Genomic DNA, 19,174 nt, shown 5'->3' with positions numbered 1-19,174 from the left:
GACGCGGATGCAAACAAAACCTTTCCGAATCGGCACGCGCGGCAGCCCTCTGGCGCTCGCACAGGCTTACGAGACCCGTAACCGGCTGATGTCGGCACACGGTCTGCCGGAAGATATGTTCGAAATCGTCGTGCTTTCCACCAAGGGTGACCGGATAACCGACCGCGCTTTGTCGGAGATCGGCGGCAAGGGCCTGTTCACGGAAGAACTGGAGAGCCAGCTTCTTTCCGGCGAGCTCGATATTGCCGTGCATTCCTCCAAGGACATGCCGACCGTTTTGCCGAAGGGCCTTTATCTTTCCGCTTTCCTGCCGCGCGAGGATATGCGCGACGCCTTCATTGGTCGCACCGCACCAAAGCTTCTGGAACTACCGCAGGGCGCCGTTGTCGGCTCCGCATCCTTGCGCCGCCAAGCGCTGATCCGCCGCCTGCGTCCGGACCTGAGCGTCATCATCTTTCGCGGCCAGGTCGAAACCCGCCTGCGCAAACTGGAGGAAGGCCAGGCGGATGCCACGCTTCTCGCCTTTGCCGGCCTGAAACGGCTGGGCATGGAGAACGTCCCGACGGACATTCTCGACCCGAAGGAATTTCCACCAGCCCCCGCGCAGGGCGCGATCTGCGTCGAGAGTCGTATTGGCGACACACGCATGGACGAGTTGCTTTCACCTATCAACGACATACCCACCTACGATGCCGTTACCTGCGAGCGCGCCTTTCTGGCCGCCCTCGATGGTTCCTGTCGCACCCCGATTGCAGGCTTTGCTACCTGCCACGGCGAGGAACTTCATTTCTCCGGCCTGATCCTCACACCGGATGGACAGACGAGCCACAGCGTCGAGATTTCCGGTGCTCGCAAGGATGCCGAGGACTTGGGTCGAAAGGCCGGTGAAGACGTGCGCGCCAGGGCAGGCAGCAACTTCTTTGACGGCTGGAGCTGAGCCGATGCGGATCGTCGTCACCCGGCCGCTTCGTTCGGGCGAAAAGATGGCCGCAAAGCTTGAAGCCCTCGGTCACGAGCCGGTGCTTCTTCCGCTGTTTCATCCCGTCCACCAGGGCCAGCGCGCCATACTAGCGCTATCGGAGCCGCTGTCGGCCATCGCCGTGACCAGCGCCGAGGCCTTGCGGGCGCTTAGAGATTTCCGCCACCGACTTGCGCCCCATCTTTCGAAACCGCTTTTCGCCGTCGGCGAGGCGACGGCGGAAGCGGCGAGGGAAGTTGGCTTCCAAAACGTCCTCACCGGATCTGGCGATGCGGTGGCTCTCGCGGGGCTTGTCTCGGAGCATCGCCCCCTAACGGAGAGCACAGATCCATTGCTCTATCTTGCCGGCACGCCGCGAGGCGCCGTGTTCGAGGACGGCATTGCCGCTGCGGGAATTTCCTTCCGAACCGTCGATTGTTACGAAATGCAGCCGTCAGATCTTTCAGACGATATGCTCGACACAGCGCTTGTGAAGACAGCTGCCGATGTGGTCCTGCTCTATTCGTCGGAAGCCGCACGGGCCTTTTTCCGCCACGCATCGTCGGAAAAATATGTGGCGGCGCTGACCACCACACAATTCGTCTGCATCAGCCGCAATGTGCTTTCACTGGTTCCGGAAATCTTCCGCGCGAACGCCGCAGCCGCCGAAGGGGCAAACGAGGCAGCCATGTTTGAACTTCTCCACCGAAAGTCTGGAACCTAATTCAGGCTCGCCTCTTTCCTTTGCCGCCGTCACTGACTAGGTTTAGACTATTGCAGGCAGAAATGAGGTTGTCATGGTATCGGGAAAGCCGCCACGCCACTCCAAGTCAAACGCCGAACCGGTCACCATCGACCTGGACGCAAAAGACGTGAAAGCAATTTCCGCCGACGTGGATGCTGCGAAGACTGATGACAAGACCGGCGAGACGACACCGGCAGCAGCTCAGCCAAACGTTCCTCCCAAGCCAGAAGCAGCCGAAACGTCCAGCCCGGCTCCCGTTTGGGAACAGACGCATAAAACACCCATGGAGCCTGCACCGAACGTTCACAAGGCAGAACCGGCAACCGGCAAGCCCCAGGTGGAAAAACCTGCCGACAAACAGCCCGAGACAACTTCGCCAAAAGCCGAAGCGAAACCGGTGACCAGCGCGACTGACGCAAACGCTGCTTCCGCTTCCGCGGCGGGCGCAAAGCCTGCGACTTTTGCTTCCACATCGTCGTCCGCAGCATCCGGAAGCGCGACTACTGGTGCAAAGCCATCGACAGGCGCGTCATCCTCCGGACCGGCCAAGCCATCCACGCCACAGCACCCCGAGCGCAAACAGGCGGCAACCTCCGGTGTGATCGCGGCGGGTATCGTGGGTGGCCTTGTGGCGCTCGCAGCTGCCGGCAGCATGCAATATGCCGGCATTCTGCCCTCGTTTAATGTGAGCAAGACCGGAAGCGATGAGATTGCCGCATTGAGAACCGAGCTAGGGAGCCTGCGTCAGCAGCTCGCCAATGTTCCCGCGGCAGGAGGGGATACCTCGGCGCTGGAACAGCGCATCGCCGCTCTTGAGGGCGCAAAGGGCGAAGCCCCGCAGGTGGACGCACTTTCGGAAAAAATAACCGCGCTGGAATCCGCGCTCACGTCAGAGCGTTCCGCGCAGGCCTCAGCAACGGCGGAGCTGACACGCCGCCTGACTGACGCGGAAACCAAGATCAATGAACCGCGCGACGATATAGAAGTCGCCCGCGCCATTGCGTCGGCCGCACTGAAAGCCGCGATCGATCGCGGTGGGCCGTTCCTCACTGAACTCGACACATTGTCTAAGGTAACCCCGGACGATCCGGCAATCGCATCCTTGCAGTCTTTCGCCGCAACCGGCGTGCCGTCGCGCTCGGAGCTGATGCAGAAATTCCCCGACGTTGCGAATGCGATGCTCTCGGCGATCAATCGGCCCGACCCCAATCAGGGCATCATGGAACGTCTGACGGAAAGCGCCTTTTCGCTGGTGAAGGTCCGCCCCGTCGGAAACATCGAAGGAGAGACCCCCGACGCCATGATCGCGCGCATGGAAAACAAGTTGCGCAACGGAGATCTGCAGGGTTCGGCACTTGAATGGAATGGGCTTCCCGAGGCCGCCAAGACAGCATCCGCCGACTATAAAAAATCTCTGGATGCGCGCATCGAGGTCGAAAACCTGGTGGGAGGCACGTTAAACCGCGCCATCACCAGCACCGGCAAGCAGGGGTAAGGCATGACCAGAATTCTGACTTTCGTCCTCATCGTTCTGGCGCTCGGTTTCGGTTTCTCCTGGCTGGCGGACAGGCCCGGTGTCCTCTCAATCGTCTGGCAGGGCCAGCTGATCGAAATGAGCCTGATGGTCGCCGCCTCCATCGTTGCTGCATTCGTTGCGGCCGTCATGCTGGTCTGGTGGGTCGTCAATGCCATATGGACATCGCCGAACGCGGCGCGACGCTATTTTCGCGCCCGCAAGCGCGACCGTGGTTATCAGGCGCTCTCCACCGGCCTCATCGCCGCCGGCGCCGGCAACGCCATTCTGGCCCGCAAGATGACGGCCCGCACGCAGGGGCTTCTCAGTGCTGATCAGGAGCCGCTGATCCACCTGCTCGATGCGCAGGCCGACCTCATCGAAGGCAAATATGACGAGGCGCGGCGCAAATTCGAGGCGATGGCCCGCGATCCTGAAACCCGCGAACTTGGCCTTCGCGGCCTTTACATCGAGGCGCGCCGACAGGGAGCCCATGAAGCAGCCCAGCAATATGCCGAGGACGCAGCCGAAAAAGCCCCTTACCTGCCCTGGGCAGCACAGGCGACACTGGAAACCCGCTGCCGCAACGGCGAGTGGGATGACGCGATCCGCCTGCTCGACCAGCAAAAAGCAGCAGGCGTCATCCAACGCGGCGAGGCGGAGCGGCTGAAAGCTGTGCTTCTTACCGCAAAGGCCAGTGAAAAACTGGAGAGCGACCCGGTGGGTGCGCGCGAAGACGCAAAACAAGCCCTCAAGCTTGCAAAAAGCCTTGTGCCCGCAGCATTGATCGCAGCAAAATCCTATCTGCGCGAAGACAATCTGCGCAAGGCCGCAGCGGTTCTGGAACCGGTATGGAAGAACGATCCCCACTCGCAGATCGCCGATCTCTATGTTCGGGCGCGCAGCGGCGATACGGCCATCGATCGCCTTAAACGTGCCGAACGGCTTGAGAGCCTGAAACCCAACAACATCGAATCCCTGTTTGCCGTGGCGCAGGCAGCTCTCGACGCCAAGGAATTTGCCAAGGCACGTGCCAAAGCGGAAGCCGCCGCCCGGATCGAGCCGCGTGAAAGCATCTTCCTGCTGATGGCCGACATCGAGGAAGCCGAAACCGGCGATCAGGGGCGGGTGCGTTACTGGATGGCGCAGGCGCTGCGCGCACCGCGTGATCCCGTCTGGGTGGCAGATGGTGTCACTTCGGAAAAATGGCTTCCGGTTTCGCCCGTGACAGGCCGTCTCGACGCCTTCGAGTGGAAGGCGCCTTTTGGCCAGCTTGAAGGACCTGTCGAAGACCTGACAATCGAAAATGCGATTGCAGCAGCACCGGCAAGGACCGAACAGGCTCCGACCCCGATCGTTGTTGAAGTGGCACCTCAGCCCATTGTTGTGACGAAACCCGCACCAATCGAGGTCAAGCCGGACGTATCTGCCCCGAAGGAGAAAAAGCCGGCAACAAATGAAGCTCCGGTGGAAGCCAGGCCAGCGGATGCGAAGACAGAACCAGTGCCATTTTTCGGTGGTGCACCGGATGATCCCGGCGTCAAGAAACCCGGCGTGGAAGCCGAACCCAAAACCCGGCTAAAACTCTTCTGACAGGCTATCGATGTTCAACCAGATCCAGTCGTTTATTCAAAACCTCGTTGGCCAGCATGCGGATGAATTCAGCCCCGATGATCTGAGGGTCGCGGTGGCCGCCCTCTGTTTTCAGGTGATGGAAGCGGACGGCACGGTCTCCAAAAGCGAGCGTGATCGCCTTCGTGAGATCCTCCACGACTATTATCATCTCGATGCCGGCAAGCTGGACGCGCTTCTTGCCGCCGGCCAGGAGGCAGGCAAGGAAGCGGTAGACTATTATCGCTTCACCACCGATATCCGCCGCCATCTCGATGAAGAGCAGCGCGTGGAGCTTATTGGCATCCTCTGGGATATTGTTTACGCTGACGGCGAACGAAGCGAGATGGAAGATCATGTGATCTGGCGCGTGGCCGATCTACTCGGTGTTTCCGTGCGCGACAGGGTTCTGCAACGTCAGCAGGCCGCCACCAGGTCCGGACCCGCTGAAGAAAGCGAAAACGAAGACGATGCTGTTTGACCCCTCCAGGCAACAGAGAAAACAACCTTCGCTGCTCGTCATCCTGCATCAGGAACGTTCCACGCCGGGCCGCGTCGGCCAGATGCTGGTGGAAAAAGGCTATCGGCTGGATATAAGGCGCCCCGCGCTTGGAGACGATCTGCCGCAAACGCTGGAGAAACATGCGGGCGCCATCATCTTCGGCGGCCCCATGAGCGCCAACGACCCGCATGACTATATCAAAGCCGAAATTGACTGGCTGAAAGTGCCGCTGAAGGAAAACAAACCCTTTCTCGGCATCTGCCTCGGCGCACAAATGCTGTCCAAACATCTGGGTGGTAAGGTAGAGGCCGACCGTGAAGGCAAGGTGGAAATCGGCTGGTATCCGCTTCATGCGACCGAACACGGGCGATTGCTGATGCCGCATTGGCCGAAGATGGTCTATCATTTCCACCGCGAAGGGTTCGATTTGCCGCGGGGAGCGGAGCTTCTGGCATCGGGCGAAACCTATCCCAACCAGGCTTACCGATACGGAAAAAACGCCTGGGGCCTGCAGTTTCACGCAGAACTGACCCGCGCGATGATGCACAGCTGGGTGGTGCGTGGCGCACAGCGTTTCGGCATGCCCAATGCGCAGGTCGGCAGCCAGCATCTGGAGGGGCGCATGTTGTTCGACACACCGCTCCGGTCCTGGCTTGGCAATTTCCTTGATCTGGTTTTCGAAGGCAAACCGCAGCGCTGAGCCGCGTCAGCGTCAGCGTGGTGCGTCGAGATTATCGATCCTGCGCAGCTTCGAAAAGCCGAGTGCCCAGATGACCGCAACCGCAAGCGTGCCAGCCCCGCCGATGACGACGGCTGGCACGGCCCCGACGACATGGGCCATGGTGCCGGCGCGGAACTCGCCCAGCTCGTTGGACGCCCCGACAAACACCATGTTCACCGCATTCACGCGCCCGCGCACCTCATCGGGCGTCCAGAGCGCAATCAACGTTTCCCGCACATAAACCGACACCATGTCCGATGCGCCCATGACCACCAAAGCGGCAATCGACACCCATGCGGTTTGAGAAAGTCCGAACACCACGGTGGAAATGCCGAAAAACCCGACACCGACGAACATCAGCAGGCCGGCATGGTGGCGGATGGGCCTGAACGCCAGAATGACCGCGACGGTTATGGCGCCGATACCGGGTGCCGCGCGCAGAAGCCCAAGCCCCCAAGGCCCGAGTGTCAGCACTTCCTTGGCGAAAATCGGCATCAGGGCGACAGCGCCGCCGAGCAACACAGCAAAAAGATCGAGCGAGATGGCGCCGAGAACCACTTTTTCCTGCGAGATGAATTTGAACCCGGCCAGCATGGTCTCGAGGCTGATCGCTTTCGCCGGACCCCGTTGCTCCGGTTTGCGGATCGTCACCGCCAGCATAGCGGACACGATGAACAGCACGAGCGCCACGCTATAGGCCACGGAAGCGCCGAGACCATAAAGCAGGCCACCGGCGACAGGGCCAAGAATGGACGCCATCTGCCATGAAGAGGAGTTCCAGGCGATAGCGTTCGGCAAATCCTCGACAGGCACAAGATTGGGAGCCAGCGATTGCACCGCCGGCCCCATGAAAGCCCGCTCTATGCCGAACACGACGAGAATGGCAAAGACCGGCCAGGGAGAAAAGCTGTGTGCCAATGTCAGGCCGAGCAGAGCCGCCGCGCAACCGGCCGCGATCAGAAGGCATACGGCCATAATGCGCCGGCGATTGTGCCTGTCCGCCACCGTTCCAGTGACAAGGATCAAAAGCAGCGATGGCAGAAACTGGAAAAGACCGATCAAGCCGAGATAAAAGGCATTGCCGGTGACCTCATACATCTGCCAGCCCACGGAAACGCTGACGATCTGGATTGCGAAGGCCGAAAAAAACCGGGCGCTGAAAAAACGGCGATAGGAACTATGCCGGAATGCACCGAAGCGGTTTTCGGCAGAAGGCAGGGACATCGGCTGGGTGCTCTCGAGACAATATGAGAAGTCTGCAATAGAGCGATACGACAAGAATCGCCAGCCCTATAGGCGCAACACTTGCCGGTTCACGAGCGAATGTCTAAATGTCTTGCAATCAAGATACGGAGATATTGATGCTTGCCCTGTTTCAGACCATCGATCTGGCTTTGAACCTCTATACGTGGGTGCTGATCGCCAGCGCCATTTTTTCCTGGCTTTACGCCTTCAACGTCATCAACTCCCGCAACCAGTTCGTGAATGCCATCGGCAGCTTTCTGGTCAACGTCACCGAGCCGGTTCTGCGCCCAATCCGTAGCATTCTGCCTAATCTCGGCGGCATCGATATTTCGCCGATCATCCTGCTGCTGATCATCTTCTTCATTCGCTCCTTCATGTGGAATACGCTCTATCCCATGGTCGCTTGAGCGACCTCTGGCAAAGACACGGCGATCACATACGCCTGTCCGTTCGCTTCACCCCGAACGGGGGACGCGATGCCATTGACGGCGTGGAGCAGGATGCTGCCGGAAATGCCCATCTAAAGGCCCGCGTCAGCGCAGTGCCTGAAGGCGGCAAGGCGAACAAGGCCCTGGTCATTTTGCTGGCGAAAAAATTCGGCCTGCCCAAATCGTCCATCACCTTCATTTCAGGTGAAACAGCGCGTAAAAAAATCCTCCGGATCGATACCGACCCGGAGGATTTCGAAAAGCTTTTTAGAAAGCTGGAAGTCTAAGGCAACGGGCTGAAATCAGCCCTGCGTCTTGTAGCGCTCGATGGCTTCGACGATCAGCTTCTTGGCAACGTCGACATCCTGCCAACCGCCCATCTTCACCCACTTGCCGGGCTCCAGATCCTTGTAGTGCTCGAAGAAGTGCTCGATTTGCTTCAGCGTGATTTCCGGCAGGTCGGTGTAGTTGTGGACCTTGTCGTAACGGCGCGTCAGCTTCGGAACCGGAACGGCGAGGATCTTCTCGTCCTTGCCGCCGTCGTCTTCCATGATCATGACGCCGATGGGGCGCACATTGATCACGCAGCCGGGAACCAGCGGGCGGGTATTGCAGATAAGAACGTCGATCGGGTCGCCATCGTCGGAAAGCGTGTGCGGCACGAAGCCATAGTTACCCGGATAGGTCATCGGCGTGTAGAGGAAGCGATCGACGATCAGCGCACCGGCGTCCTTGTCCATCTCGTACTTGATCGGCTGGCCGCCAACCGGCACCTCGACAATAACATTCACGTCTTCCGGCGGATTCTTGCCAATGGAAATTGCATCGATACGCATTCGCTTCCCTCATTCGACGGGGTTGGATTTGGTTTTCGATACTGGGAAAGTCGCCGTATTGCAACATGGCTTTAGGCGGATAAGGCAGAATGCCGAATTTGAGGGCATCGGGATTGTGAATGGCCGACCGGAAAAAATGAAACCGGCGTGAAATCACCCGGCTGCGTACTTAGTTCCAGACGAAACCGATCTTGCGCAGCGACCTGCCGCCGAAATCTTCCATGCCCTCGGCGATGTCCCGGCCGCCATGCGAACGGAAAAACCGATTGGCGACCTCGCTATCTTCGAGGCACCAGACCACAACACCGTTGCAGCCGAGCGAGGTCAGCAGCCGGCGAGCTTCCGTGAACAGCAGCGAGCCAAGCCCGATGCCCTGATATTCCGGCCGCAGATAAAGCTCGTAGATCTCGCCGTCATGCGGCAGCCCACGCGCACGGCTTAAGCCCAGCGTGGCATATCCGGCAACCACGCCCTTCACTTCCACCACCAGCATGGTTGCGGAACCCCGGGTCGCCTTCTTCCACCAGATTTCGCCGCGGCGCTCCAGCATCTGCGTCAGCGGTCGGTGCGGGATCAGCCCGGCATAGGCCTGTTGCCATGACAGACGGTGCGCTTCGGCTATTGCGCGCGCATCTTGCGGTTCGGCTCGGCGAACATCTATGGATAACGTTTTCATAACGCGATTCTGGCCCCGACCATGAAAACTTGCCAGCCATAAAGGTTAACGACAGCAAGCTTACCCACAGCCTATTCATGTGGACGACCGAGAAAAATTAACGCATCCTTAACCTTTGACACAAGGGTCTTTCGACTCATGCACAAATAAAACATGCGCATAAAAAAACCCGGCTCGCGGCCGGGTTTTTTCAAATTCTTTACGGGAAACCGCAATCAAACTGCGAGCTTCGCCTTTTCGAAACGCTTGCGATCGTTGGCGTCGAGGAACATCTTGCGCAGACGGATGGACTTCGGCGTCACTTCCATCAGCTCGTCGTCCTGGATCCAGGAAAGCGCGCGGTCGAGCGTCATGCGGATCGGCGGCGTCAGCTTTACGGCTTCATCCTTGCCGGCGGCGCGGATGTTGGTCAGCTGCTTGCCCTTCAGAACGTTCACTTCGAGATCGTTATCGCGCGAGTGAATGCCGATAATCATGCCGGCATAAACCTTCTCACCCGGCTCGATGATCATCGGGCCACGATCTTCCAGGTTGAACATGGCGTAGGCGACAGCTTCGCCCGAACCGTTCGACAAAAGAACGCCGTTAACGCGACCAGCAATCGCACCCTTGTACGGCTGATAGTCGTGGAACAGACGGTTCATGATCGCCGTGCCGCGCGTGTCGGTCAAAAGTTCCGACTGGTAGCCGATCAGGCCGCGGGTCGGAGCGTAGAACTTCAGACGAACGCGATTACCGCCGGAGGGGCGGAGCTCAGCCATTTCAGCCTTGCGCTCGGACATCTTCTGAACGACGACGCCGGAGTGCTCTTCATCGACGTCGATCACGACTTCTTCGATCGGCTCCATCATGGCGCCGTTCTCATCCTTGTGCATGACAACGCGCGGACGCGAAACTGCAAGCTCGAAGCCTTCGCGACGCATCGTTTCGATGAGAACTGCCAGCTGCAATTCGCCACGCCCGGAAACGAAGAACGAATCCTTGCCTTCAGCCTCTTCAATCTTCAGCGCGACGTTGCCTTCGGCTTCCTTGAACAGACGGTCGCGGATGACGCGGCTCGTGACCTTGTCGCCTTCGGTGCCGGCAAGCGGGCTGTCGTTGACGATGAAGGACATGGTAACGGTCGGCGGATCGATCGGCTGCGCGGTCATCGCCTCGGTGACGGAAGGGTCACAGAAGGTATCGGCAACAGTGCCCTTGGAAAGACCAGCGATGGCGACGATGTCACCTGCATGGGCTTCATCGATGGACGTGCGCTCAATGCCGCGGAATGCGAGGATCTTGGAAATACGACCGGTTTCGATCGTCTTGCCGTCCTGGCCAAGTACCTTCACGGCCTGGTTCGGCTTGATCGAACCGGAAGCGATACGGCCGGTGATGATACGGCCGAGGAAGGGGTTGGCTTCGAGGATGGTACCGATCAGACGGAACGGGCCTTCTTCAACCGTAGGCTCCGGAACATGCTCGAGAACCAGATCGAGCAACGGTGCAAGACCCTGATCCTTCGGACCTTCTGGGTTGACGTTCATCCAGCCGTCACGGCCGGAACCGTAAAGGATCGGGAAGTCGAGCTGCTCGTCGGTAGCATCGAGGTTTGCGAAAAGGTCGAAAACTTCGTTGATGACTTCTTCATGGCGGCCATCCGGACGGTCGATCTTGTTGATCGCGACGATCGGGCGAAGACCAACCTTCAGCGCCTTGCTGACGACGAACTTCGTCTGCGGCATCGGGCCTTCGGAACTATCGACCAGAACGATCGCGCCATCCACCATCGACAGGATACGCTCAACTTCGCCGCCGAAATCGGCGTGGCCGGGGGTGTCGACGATGTTGATGCGAACACCCTTCCACTCCACCGAAGTCGCCTTGGCAAGAATGGTGATGCCGCGTTCCTTTTCGAGATCGTTGCTATCCATCACGCGTTCCGCAACGCGCTGGTTGTCGCGGAACGAGCCGGACTGCTTCAGAAGCTCGTCAACGAGCGTCGTTTTTCCATGGTCAACGTGCGCGATAATCGCGATGTTGCGAATTGCCATTGTTCAAAATCTCTGAGGTTGGGCGCTACCGTCGGGAGATGCGCCAATTTAGTTTGGCGCGCTCATAACCTTTTTTTTGCAAATGCGAAAGGGGGGCATTGTCATATGCCCCCTGCGCTCAGGTTCTAGCTCAAGAATATGACAGTCTTTTATACGAGGCCGCGCTTCAAAAGCATGGCATCGGGACTTGGCATCTTGCCGCGAAAAGCGAGATAGGCCTCCTCCGGATCGATCGAGCCACCGACTGAATAGATATTCTCTTTCAGCTTGCGCGCCATTTCACCATCGAAGGCGTTGCCGGTTTCCTCGAAGGCAGAAAACGCGTCGGCGTCCAGCACCTCCGACCACATGTAGGAGTAATAACCGGCCGAATAACCATCACCGGAAAACACATGCTGGAAATGTGGCGTCGCATGCCGCATGACGATGGACTTCGGCATGTTCAGGGCGGAAAGCACCTCACCTTGTACGACCATGGGATCGCCGACGCTGTCACGGGTGTGGAACGCCATATCGACGATGGCCGAAGAAGTGAATTCCACCGTGCTGAAACCGGCATTGAAGGTCTGTGCTGCCAGAACCTTGTCCAGCAGCGCCTTTGGCATAGGTGCCCCGGTTTCATAATGCAGCGCATATTTCTCCAGAATTTCCGGCACGGTCAGCCAGTGTTCGTAAAGCTGCGACGGCAACTCGACGAAATCGCGCGACACACCCGTTCCGGAAACGGAAGGATAAGTGACATCAGATAACATGCCGTGCAGGGCGTGGCCGAATTCGTGAAACAGCGTGCGCGCATCATCGAGCGAAAGCAGCGCAGGCTTTCCCTCTGCCGGTTTTGCAAAATTGCAGACATTGTAGATGATCGGTATTTCACCGACAGTGCCGTTCTTCAAAGGCAGCTTGTGCTGCGACTGGAACGAACTCATCCACGCGCCGGAACGCTTGGACGGGCGGGCGAAATAATCGCCGAGGAACATGGCCTTCAGGTCGCCCTTGTCGTCGCGGATTTCAAAAACCCGCACATCGGGATGATAGGCGGCGACACCCTTGATCTCGACGGCACGAATTGCAAAGAGCCGGTTGGCCACATCGAAACACGCATCGATGATCTTTTCCAATTGCAGATACGGCTTCAATTCGGTCTCGGAGAAGCTGAATTTCTGTGCCCGCAGCTTTTCGGCGTAATGGCGCCAGTCCCAGGGCATCACCTCGTGGTTCTTGCCCTCCGCGGCGATGATGGCGGCAAGTTCAGCCTCCTCCTCACCTGCGCGCAGCACGGCCTTTTCCCAGACCTGGCCCAGAAGACCGTTCACGGCATCCGGCGTTTTTGCCATCGTGTCGTCCAGCTTGTAGGCAGCAAAATTCGTGTAGCCGAGAAGCTGTGCCTTTTCCTCACGCAGTTCCAGCGTACGGCGGACGGTTGCGCGGTTGTCGGTATCGCCACCATTTTCGCCGCGAGCCACCCAGGCCTTGAAGGCTTGCTCGCGCAAGTCGCGGCGTTCGGAGAAGGTCAGGAATGGCTCGATGATGGAGCGGGAAAGGGTAACGGCAAATTTGCCGTCTTCGCCATGTTCGCGCGCGGCGCCTGCCATGGCATCACGCAGAAAACCGGGAATGCCGGAAAGCTCGTCATCGGTGGAGAGCAAAAGTTTCCAGCTCTTTTCATCCGCCAGAACATTCTGCCCGAATTTGGCACCGAGACCGGCAAGCTCTTCATTGATGGCCGCCAGACGCTCCTGACGGTCCTTCTGCAACTTTGCGCCGGAGCGCACGAAACCCTTCCAGTGCCGTTCGAGAACGCGTTTTTCCTCGCCGGTCAGGGAAAGCGCATCGCGCGTTTCCCATAGCGTGTCGATGCGTCTGAACAGCGACTCGTTCATGCCGATCTTGGAATAGTGCCGTGACATTTTCGGCGCGATTTCCCGCTCCAGTGCCTGAATGACGCTGTTGGTGTGGGCACCCGCCTTGTTCCAGAACAGTGCCGAAATGCGCGAGAGTTCGTCGCCGGCGATTTCAAGCGCGGTCACGGTGTTTTCGAAGGTCGGCGCCTGCAGATTGCCGGCAATCGCATCGATTTCCTGTTCATGGGACAAAAGGGCGGCTTCAAAGGCCGGAGCAAAATCCTCATCCTTGACCGCATCGAATTTCGGCAGACCGTTCTGACCGTTCCAGGTAACGAGTGCGGGATAGGGCGCGGTCGTGGATGGCATTTCATCTTCCTTGTACAATTCCGGTTTACGCCCATATGGGCATGCCTCCACCGCCAATTCAATATGCCGGAATTTGGTGTGGAAGACATGATCGTCAACACCGCCAAGTATTGACCGGCATGGCGACGGCATGTTTTGATTTCTCGTAATAATATCCCATGATGGAGATATGTATTATGGAGATTTATTCTTTAAGGTCTGCCAATAGTTTCCTTTTCAGGGACAATTCCAAAAACAGCAAACCCGTGGGAAGCCCCGATTTCGGCAAGGCAGCCCCATCCGACGCGGCCACCGGCTTTGAAGAAACGATAGACCGCATCGATTTCACCCGTGTCAGCCCCCGTCAATTGCGGGAAATCGCGCAGGCATATTACGATACCGGAAAAATCAGCCACGATACCTGGCTTGAGCTTTCGTCCGAACTTCCGGCACAGACGCTGAATGCCAATGGCGATGTGATTGACATTGCCGACGTGACCGACGACACGGATTTCGACTTTGTGACGTATTTTTCTGACCGGATCGAGATTGCGCGTTCCATTGGCACGACGGATGAAGTGGAAAAAATGCAGGACGTATTGTCTTTTTTTGCTTCGACGTGACGATGACGGGCAATGTTGTTGGACGTCCCGCAATCAAACTGACGAATACTTTACGCAATTTTCGATAATATGATTTATGCGCCATTGCTTATCGTCCGAAACTTAGTAAGGCTGACTTACCAAAAGGCGAAGCATGGGCACACGCGAAAAAGATTCATTGGCATTTTTGCTGAACAGCGGCGCACGCCTGCTGAACAGTGCATTTGAGCGCCGTATCTCGGAAGCCGGACTGGGCCTTACCCCCGGCGAAGCAAGAGCATTGCTGACAGTTGCGGTTATCGATGGCAGCAAACAGGCTGACATCGCCGCCCGTCTCGGCATCGAACCCATGACGATCTGCGCCTATCTCGACAAGTTGCAGTCACTCAATCTGATAGAACGCCAGCAGGACCCGCAGGACAGGCGTTCCAAACGTATCGTCCTGACGAAAAGATCCGCCGACATGCTGGAAGCTGTCGGTCATGAAATCGACCAGCTCGTTCTTCAGGCCACACAGGGACTGAACGAAGAGGAAGTCGCGCTTTTCCGTAGCTTCCTGCAGACGCTTCGCAACAATCTGCAACCGGAACAGCAGGGCCAGAACGGCTGATCGCAATGTCGAAAACGATCATGTCCAGAAAACGCACGGCTTTGCTCGGAGCATTGCTGACAGCGCTGGCGCCCATTTCCATGTCGATTTACACGCCGGCCATGCCGGAACTGACACGGGTTTTCGCAACCAGCGACTCCGCCATAAAACTCAGCCTGTCGCTCTATTTTGCCGGTTTTGCCTTAGCCCAATTGCTTGCCGGGCCGGCATCCGATGCCTTCGGGCGGCGCAAGGCGAGCCTCGTCTTCCTGTCGATCTTTCTGGGCGGCGGTGTGCTCGCCCTCTTGGCCCCAACCATCGAAGTGCTGCTGTTCGCGCGCCTCGTTCAGGGCATCGGCGCTTCCGTTGGCATGACTGTTGCGCGCGCCGTGGTGCGCGATCAGTTCACCGGCCCGGAAGCCTCCAGCATCATGAACCTCATCGGCATCATGCTGGCGATCGGCCCTGCGATGGGGCCGACGATCGGTGGTCTGTCACTTGCGGCTTTTGGCTGGCAATCGGTGTTTTTCCTCATGGCCGGTCTCGGAGCTATCGCCATCCTTTCGGTGGTGCTTTTTCTGCGTGAAACGACGGTGCCTGACAAAACCAGGATCCGACCCCGACACCTTCTGTCGGCCTATGGCACATTGCTGAAGCAGCCGCGTTTTCTTCTGGCCGCCCTCGTGCTCGGCGGCTCCATCGGCGCACTTTATGCGCAAGCCACCATGCTGACCTTCATCCTTATCAACGAAGTCGGCATGTCTCCCACGGCCTTCGGTGTCGGCATGCTGATGCAAACAGGCGCCTATTTCTTCGGTTCGATTGCGTTGCGTTACATCGCGCCAAGACTGGGCGACCGGCGTTCCGTCGTGCTTGGCCTTTGTTTTTCCGGCACGGGCGGTCTTCTCATCATGCTGTCGGTTTTCCTCGTGCCGCCATCCTTCCTCTCCATCATGGGGCCCGTCGCAGTGGCGACCGTCGGGATCGCGCTGTTGACGCCTTCGATGGTCACGGCGGCCCTCGCCCCCTTCCCGCATATCGCCGGCTCGGCATCGGCCATGATGGGTTTCATCCAGATGGGATCTGGCTTTGCGGGTGGGGCAATGGCCTCGCTCATTGGTTCCCCGCTGACCAGCTTCGGCATCATCATTCCGGTTATGGAATTCGTGGCCGTTGCCAGCTACATCGGCTTTCGCGCCGTTTCCAGAAGAGAGACATGAAAAAACCCGCAGGCGTTGCCACCTGCGGGTTTTTCCAATTCATGCTTCAGCAGAATTACTTGCCGAGATTACGCTTCGCAAGGGTGCGCAGGCGCAGGGCATTGAGCTTGATGAAGCCAGCTGCGTCCTTCTGGTCATAAGCACCGTGGTCGTCCTCGAACGTCACCAGCGCGTCGGAATAGAGCGACTTCGCGCTCTCGCGGCCAGTCACCATGACATTGCCCTTGTAGAGCTTCAGCGTCACTTCACCTTCCACATGCTCCTGGCTCTTGTCGATCAGGGCCTGCAGCATCTCGCGCTCGGGCGAGAACCAGAAGCCGTAATAGATGAGTTCGGCGTAACGCGGCATCAGATCGTCCTTCAGATGCGCGGCACCCCGGTCGAGCGTGATGGATTCGATCGCACGATGCGCAGCCAGCAGGATGGTGCCGCCGGGCGTTTCGTAGACGCCGCGCGACTTCATGCCGACGAAGCGGTTCTCGACCAGATCGAGACGGCCGATGCCGTTTTCGCGACCATAATTGTTGAGCGTCGCCAGAAGCGTGGCAGGCGACATTTCCACACCGTTGATGGAGCAGGCATCACCCTTGCGGAAACCGACCTTGATAACGGTTGCCTTGTCAGGCGCCGCTTCCGGGGAAATGGTGCGCATGTGCACATATTCCGGAGCTTCCTTAGCCGGGTCTTCCAGAACCTTGCCCTCGGACGAGGAGTGCAGCAGGTTGGCGTCGACGGAGAACGGCGCTTCGCCCTTCTTGTCCTTGGCCACGGGAATCTGGTTCTTTTCGGCAAATTCCAGAAGGTCGGTCCGGCTCTTGAAAGTCCAGTCGCGCCATGGGGCGATGATCTTGATATCCGGGTTCAGCGCATAGGCCGAAAGCTCGAAACGGACCTGGTCGTTGCCCTTGCCGGTGGCGCCATGCGCAATGGCATCGGCACCGGTCTTCTTGGCGATCTCGATCAGGTGCTTGGAAATCAGCGGGCGGGCGATGGAGGTACCGAGCAGATAGACACCTTCATAAACGGCGTTGGCACGGAACATCGGAAAAACGAAATCACGCACGAACTCTTCGCGGACGTCCTCGACGAAGATTTCCTTGATGCCCAGCAACTCGGCCTTCTTGCGCGCCGGCTCAAGCTCTTCGCCCTGGCCGAGATCGGCGGTAAAGGTCACGACCTCAGCGCCGAGTTCCGTCTGAAGCCACTTCAGGATGATCGAGGTGTCGAGGCCGCCGGAATAGGCGAGAACGACTTTCTTAACGTCTTTCGGGAGTGCCATTATGATGTCCATCTGCATGATGACGGCATCGGGGTACCGCCATTTCCTTGGGATTTCGGCACTTTTACAGTGCAACCCGAAAACTGTGAAGCGATTTTCGGAAAAGATGCCCGACAAAACAACGAATAGGACGAAAGGGCAATAGGCATTTGCGAAAGGTCAGATCCCCGCAACAGCGCGTCATGACTGGAACGAACGAATTGTCACATGCATTATGCGATTTCGCGCTTTAACATGAAGCGGCGCGATCAACTTGAAGACCGTGAATGAAGCCACTCAGGGTTCAGGCAACGTTGCAAACGGCTGGAAACAGCACAAAACGACGCGAAAGGAAAACCTATGACGACCATCCACCCCGCATTCAAGGAAGATAATGTCGCTGTCATCACCGGCGCGGCCTCCGGTATCGGACTTGCCGCGGCCCGGAAATTCGCCAGTTTCGGCATGAGCGTCGTCCTCGTCGATCTCGACGGTGACAGGCTTGCCGCAGCGCATGCTGATATTCTGACCATCGCAAAAGACGGCGAAGCACAGATCGTCGCAATACCGACCGACGTGTCGAAACTCGATGAGCTTGAGGCGCTGGAACGCGCTGTCATCCAGCGTTTCGGGCGGGTTCATGTGTTGATGAATAATGCCGGCATCCAGCCGGGCAGCGCCATCTTCGGCGCTCAGGCCAACTGGGAAAAAGTCATCAACGTCAACCTGATGGGTGTCGTGAACGGCAGCCGGGTGTTTGGGCAGGGCATGGTCGCCCATGGCGAGGCCGCGCTCATCATCAATACCGGTTCGAAACAGGGCATCACCACCCCGCCGGGCGATCCGGCCTATAATGTCTCGAAGGCCGGCGTCAAAGCCTTCACGGAAGCGCTACAGCACGAGCTGCGCAATATTCCGAACAGCGCGGTTTCCGCCCATCTACTGATCCCCGGTTTCGTCTTCACCGGCCTCACGGCAAATGGCAGGACGGAAAAACCAGCAGGAGCCTGGACCGGCGAGCAGACCGTTGATTTCATGATCGAGAGCATCGCCAGGGGCGATTTCTACATTCTCTGCCCGGATGGCGAAGTGGATCGCCCGACGGATGAGAAACGCATTCTGTGGGCCGCTCAAGACATCGTCCAAAATCGTCCGCCACTGTCGCGCTGGCACACCGAATATTCCGCCGCCTTCACCAGCTTCCTCAAAAACTGATCGCCCGACGCCGCCGCACTTTGAAAGTTGCGGCGGCTATCCACTTTTGATCATCCCCGGTTTTCGTACCAATGTCCCGGCGCGCAAAAACATTGGCAGAAACGCGAATTCGCGTTAAGCAACGGCAGTCTCCAGCTTTACGGGTGCCGCGATGGATTTCGTTCCGAGCCTGCCAACACTTGCCGCCTTCACCGTCGCCATCCTGCTTCTGGCGGTAACGCCCGGGCCTGACATGACGCTATGGATCAGCCGGTCAATACGCGAGGGCCGGGCAGCGGGTTTCATGACCCTTGTGGGCACCAATCTCGGTATTACCGTGCATACAATGCTGGTTGCCTTCGGCGTCGCGGCCCTCATCGTCGCATCGCCGACAGCCTTCCTCATCCTGAAGACCGGCGGGGCCGCCTATCTTGTCTGGCTCGCCATTCAGGCGATCCGCAAGGGCTCGGATTTCGTGATGGTCAAGACCACGGGCGAAAAACAGCAATCCTCACTGAAATCCGCCTTGCTGAACGGTATTTGGGTCAATCTGCTCAATCCAAAGGTCATCATCTTTTTCATGACCTTCCTGCCGCAATTCGTCAGCGCATCCGATCCGCATGTCACCGGCAAGCTTATTTTCCTTGGGCTCTGGTCAATCATCGTGGCGCTGCCGATCGGCATCGGCATCGTCGTTGCCGCCGATGTGCTGTCGGCCTGGCTCCAGCGCAACAAGAAGGTTCTGCGCGGGCTGGATTATACGATCGCCGGTGTATTTTCGCTTTTCGCCGTCAAGATTTTCCTCACCCAGACGCGATGACGCACAAATAAAAAAGGCGCCCGCAGGCGCC

19 protein-coding genes are annotated in these 19,174 nt (G+C 58.3%); 13 read left to right on the top strand and 6 right to left on the bottom strand.

The window, feature by feature from the left end; genetic code table 11:
• The first annotated feature begins 7 nt into the window (after window positions 1-7).
• The 6 genes from hemC to J5276_RS00845 all read left to right on the top strand — a co-directional run bounded on the left by hemC (window position 8) and on the right by J5276_RS00845 (window position 6,029).
• Entirely contained in the window at window positions 8-937 is a 930-nt protein-coding gene (hemC, locus tag J5276_RS00870) for a hydroxymethylbilane synthase (RefSeq protein WP_019566045.1), read from the top strand.
• Between the two features lie 4 nt (window positions 938-941).
• A complete protein-coding gene (locus J5276_RS00865; protein WP_112153894.1) occupies window positions 942-1,682 on the top strand; it encodes a uroporphyrinogen-III synthase in 741 nt (246 codons plus the stop codon).
• Window positions 1,683-1,755: 73 nt separating this feature from the next.
• Window positions 1,756-3,198, top strand: coding sequence for a COG4223 family protein (locus J5276_RS00860; RefSeq protein ID WP_112153895.1), 1,443 nt, complete (start codon window positions 1,756-1,758; stop codon window positions 3,196-3,198).
• Window positions 3,199-3,201: 3 nt separating this feature from the next.
• Window positions 3,202-4,809, top strand: a complete 1,608-nt coding sequence (locus J5276_RS00855; RefSeq protein WP_111803895.1) for a heme biosynthesis protein HemY — start codon at window positions 3,202-3,204, stop codon at window positions 4,807-4,809.
• Between the two features lie 10 nt (window positions 4,810-4,819).
• On the top strand, window positions 4,820-5,308 hold the full coding sequence (locus J5276_RS00850) for a TerB family tellurite resistance protein (RefSeq protein WP_003516699.1): 489 nt from the start codon (window positions 4,820-4,822) through the stop codon (window positions 5,306-5,308).
• The gene (locus J5276_RS00845) at window positions 5,298-6,029 is read left to right on the top strand and encodes a glutamine amidotransferase (protein ID WP_003516697.1); all 732 of its coding nucleotides are present in this window, start codon (window positions 5,298-5,300) and stop codon (window positions 6,027-6,029) included. The genes J5276_RS00850 and J5276_RS00845 overlap by 11 nt, the downstream gene beginning before the upstream one ends.
• Before the next feature lie 12 nt (window positions 6,030-6,041).
• Here the strand turns inward: J5276_RS00845 and J5276_RS00840 are convergent, their stop codons facing one another.
• The gene (locus J5276_RS00840; protein WP_003516689.1) at window positions 6,042-7,274 is read right to left on the bottom strand and encodes an MFS transporter; all 1,233 of its coding nucleotides are present in this window, start codon (window positions 7,272-7,274) and stop codon (window positions 6,042-6,044) included.
• Between the two features lie 137 nt (window positions 7,275-7,411).
• Between J5276_RS00840 and J5276_RS00835 the strand changes: the two genes are divergently transcribed.
• Complete coding sequence (locus J5276_RS00835) at window positions 7,412-7,702, top strand: YggT family protein (protein WP_003516688.1); 291 nt, start codon at window positions 7,412-7,414, stop codon at window positions 7,700-7,702.
• Window positions 7,699-8,010 carry a DUF167 domain-containing protein gene (locus J5276_RS00830; RefSeq protein WP_209159555.1) on the top strand — a complete coding sequence of 104 codons (312 nt, stop codon included), beginning with the start codon at window positions 7,699-7,701 and terminating at the stop codon, window positions 8,008-8,010. Before J5276_RS00835 ends, J5276_RS00830 begins: the two co-directional genes overlap by 4 nt.
• A 15-nt stretch (window positions 8,011-8,025) precedes the next feature.
• Here J5276_RS00830 and ppa read toward each other — a convergent pair whose 3' ends face one another.
• From ppa to J5276_RS00810, 4 genes are all read right to left on the bottom strand, one after another.
• Window positions 8,026-8,559, bottom strand: coding sequence for an inorganic diphosphatase (gene ppa, locus J5276_RS00825; protein WP_003516686.1), 534 nt, complete (start codon window positions 8,557-8,559; stop codon window positions 8,026-8,028).
• A 169-nt stretch (window positions 8,560-8,728) separates the two neighbouring features.
• Window positions 8,729-9,235 carry a GNAT family N-acetyltransferase gene (locus tag J5276_RS00820; RefSeq protein ID WP_003516685.1) on the bottom strand — a complete coding sequence of 169 codons (507 nt, stop codon included), beginning with the start codon at window positions 9,233-9,235 and terminating at the stop codon, window positions 8,729-8,731.
• Between the two features lie 215 nt (window positions 9,236-9,450).
• Complete coding sequence (gene typA / locus J5276_RS00815; protein ID WP_003516684.1) at window positions 9,451-11,271, bottom strand: translational GTPase TypA; 1,821 nt, start codon at window positions 11,269-11,271, stop codon at window positions 9,451-9,453.
• Window positions 11,272-11,420: 149 nt separating this feature from the next.
• Window positions 11,421-13,481: a M3 family metallopeptidase gene (locus tag J5276_RS00810; RefSeq protein ID WP_112153896.1), complete on the bottom strand. Its 2,061-nt coding sequence runs from the start codon at window positions 13,479-13,481 to the stop codon at window positions 11,421-11,423.
• Between the two features lie 176 nt (window positions 13,482-13,657).
• On the opposite strand from J5276_RS00810, the gene J5276_RS00805 reads away from it, so the two are divergent.
• From J5276_RS00805 to J5276_RS00795, 3 genes are all read left to right on the top strand, one after another.
• Window positions 13,658-14,083: a hypothetical protein gene (locus J5276_RS00805; protein ID WP_112153897.1), complete on the top strand. Its 426-nt coding sequence runs from the start codon at window positions 13,658-13,660 to the stop codon at window positions 14,081-14,083.
• Window positions 14,084-14,216: 133 nt separating this feature from the next.
• Window positions 14,217-14,672, top strand: a complete 456-nt coding sequence (locus J5276_RS00800; RefSeq protein WP_112153898.1) for a MarR family winged helix-turn-helix transcriptional regulator — start codon at window positions 14,217-14,219, stop codon at window positions 14,670-14,672.
• A gap of 20 nt (window positions 14,673-14,692) precedes the next feature.
• Complete coding sequence (locus J5276_RS00795) at window positions 14,693-15,871, top strand: multidrug effflux MFS transporter (RefSeq protein WP_080800730.1); 1,179 nt, start codon at window positions 14,693-14,695, stop codon at window positions 15,869-15,871.
• A gap of 55 nt (window positions 15,872-15,926) precedes the next feature.
• Here the strand turns inward: J5276_RS00795 and J5276_RS00790 are convergent, their stop codons facing one another.
• Window positions 15,927-17,150, bottom strand: a complete 1,224-nt coding sequence (locus J5276_RS00790) for an argininosuccinate synthase (RefSeq protein WP_003516677.1) — start codon at window positions 17,148-17,150, stop codon at window positions 15,927-15,929.
• A 339-nt stretch (window positions 17,151-17,489) separates the two neighbouring features.
• On the opposite strand from J5276_RS00790, the gene J5276_RS00785 reads away from it, so the two are divergent.
• Both J5276_RS00785 and J5276_RS00780 read left to right on the top strand, forming a co-directional pair.
• Window positions 17,490-18,344: an SDR family NAD(P)-dependent oxidoreductase gene (locus J5276_RS00785; RefSeq protein WP_112153899.1), complete on the top strand. Its 855-nt coding sequence runs from the start codon at window positions 17,490-17,492 to the stop codon at window positions 18,342-18,344.
• A gap of 151 nt (window positions 18,345-18,495) precedes the next feature.
• Complete coding sequence (locus J5276_RS00780; RefSeq protein WP_003516674.1) at window positions 18,496-19,143, top strand: LysE family translocator; 648 nt, start codon at window positions 18,496-18,498, stop codon at window positions 19,141-19,143.
• Window positions 19,144-19,174: the final 31 nt, after the last annotated feature.

Origin of the sequence: Agrobacterium sp. S7/73 (genome assembly GCF_019355535.1) — a bacterium.
Classification (GTDB): domain Bacteria; phylum Pseudomonadota; class Alphaproteobacteria; order Rhizobiales; family Rhizobiaceae; genus Agrobacterium; species Agrobacterium tumefaciens.
The sequence above is the reverse complement of the archived record's forward strand: the minus strand, read 5'-3'. Positions and strand labels throughout refer to the sequence as shown.

Coding starts and splice junctions, on each gene's coding strand:
- hemC (WP_019566045.1), top strand. CDS start 8: ATGCAAACAAAACCTTTCCGAATCGGCACGCGCGGCAGCCCTCTGGCG.
- J5276_RS00865 (WP_112153894.1), top strand. CDS start 942: ATGCGGATCGTCGTCACCCGGCCGCTTCGTTCGGGCGAAAAGATGGCC.
- J5276_RS00860 (WP_112153895.1), top strand. CDS start 1,756: ATGGTATCGGGAAAGCCGCCACGCCACTCCAAGTCAAACGCCGAACCG.
- J5276_RS00855 (WP_111803895.1), top strand. CDS start 3,202: ATGACCAGAATTCTGACTTTCGTCCTCATCGTTCTGGCGCTCGGTTTC.
- J5276_RS00850 (WP_003516699.1), top strand. CDS start 4,820: ATGTTCAACCAGATCCAGTCGTTTATTCAAAACCTCGTTGGCCAGCAT.
- J5276_RS00845 (WP_003516697.1), top strand. CDS start 5,298: ATGCTGTTTGACCCCTCCAGGCAACAGAGAAAACAACCTTCGCTGCTC.
- J5276_RS00840 (WP_003516689.1), bottom strand. CDS start 7,274: ATGTCCCTGCCTTCTGCCGAAAACCGCTTCGGTGCATTCCGGCATAGT.
- J5276_RS00835 (WP_003516688.1), top strand. CDS start 7,412: ATGCTTGCCCTGTTTCAGACCATCGATCTGGCTTTGAACCTCTATACG.
- ppa (WP_003516686.1), bottom strand. CDS start 8,559: ATGCGTATCGATGCAATTTCCATTGGCAAGAATCCGCCGGAAGACGTG.
- J5276_RS00820 (WP_003516685.1), bottom strand. CDS start 9,235: ATGAAAACGTTATCCATAGATGTTCGCCGAGCCGAACCGCAAGATGCG.
- typA (WP_003516684.1), bottom strand. CDS start 11,271: ATGGCAATTCGCAACATCGCGATTATCGCGCACGTTGACCATGGAAAA.
- J5276_RS00810 (WP_112153896.1), bottom strand. CDS start 13,481: ATGCCATCCACGACCGCGCCCTATCCCGCACTCGTTACCTGGAACGGT.
- J5276_RS00805 (WP_112153897.1), top strand. CDS start 13,658: ATGGAGATTTATTCTTTAAGGTCTGCCAATAGTTTCCTTTTCAGGGAC.
- J5276_RS00800 (WP_112153898.1), top strand. CDS start 14,217: ATGGGCACACGCGAAAAAGATTCATTGGCATTTTTGCTGAACAGCGGC.
- J5276_RS00795 (WP_080800730.1), top strand. CDS start 14,693: ATGTCCAGAAAACGCACGGCTTTGCTCGGAGCATTGCTGACAGCGCTG.
- J5276_RS00790 (WP_003516677.1), bottom strand. CDS start 17,150: ATGGCACTCCCGAAAGACGTTAAGAAAGTCGTTCTCGCCTATTCCGGC.
- J5276_RS00785 (WP_112153899.1), top strand. CDS start 17,490: ATGACGACCATCCACCCCGCATTCAAGGAAGATAATGTCGCTGTCATC.
- J5276_RS00780 (WP_003516674.1), top strand. CDS start 18,496: ATGGATTTCGTTCCGAGCCTGCCAACACTTGCCGCCTTCACCGTCGCC.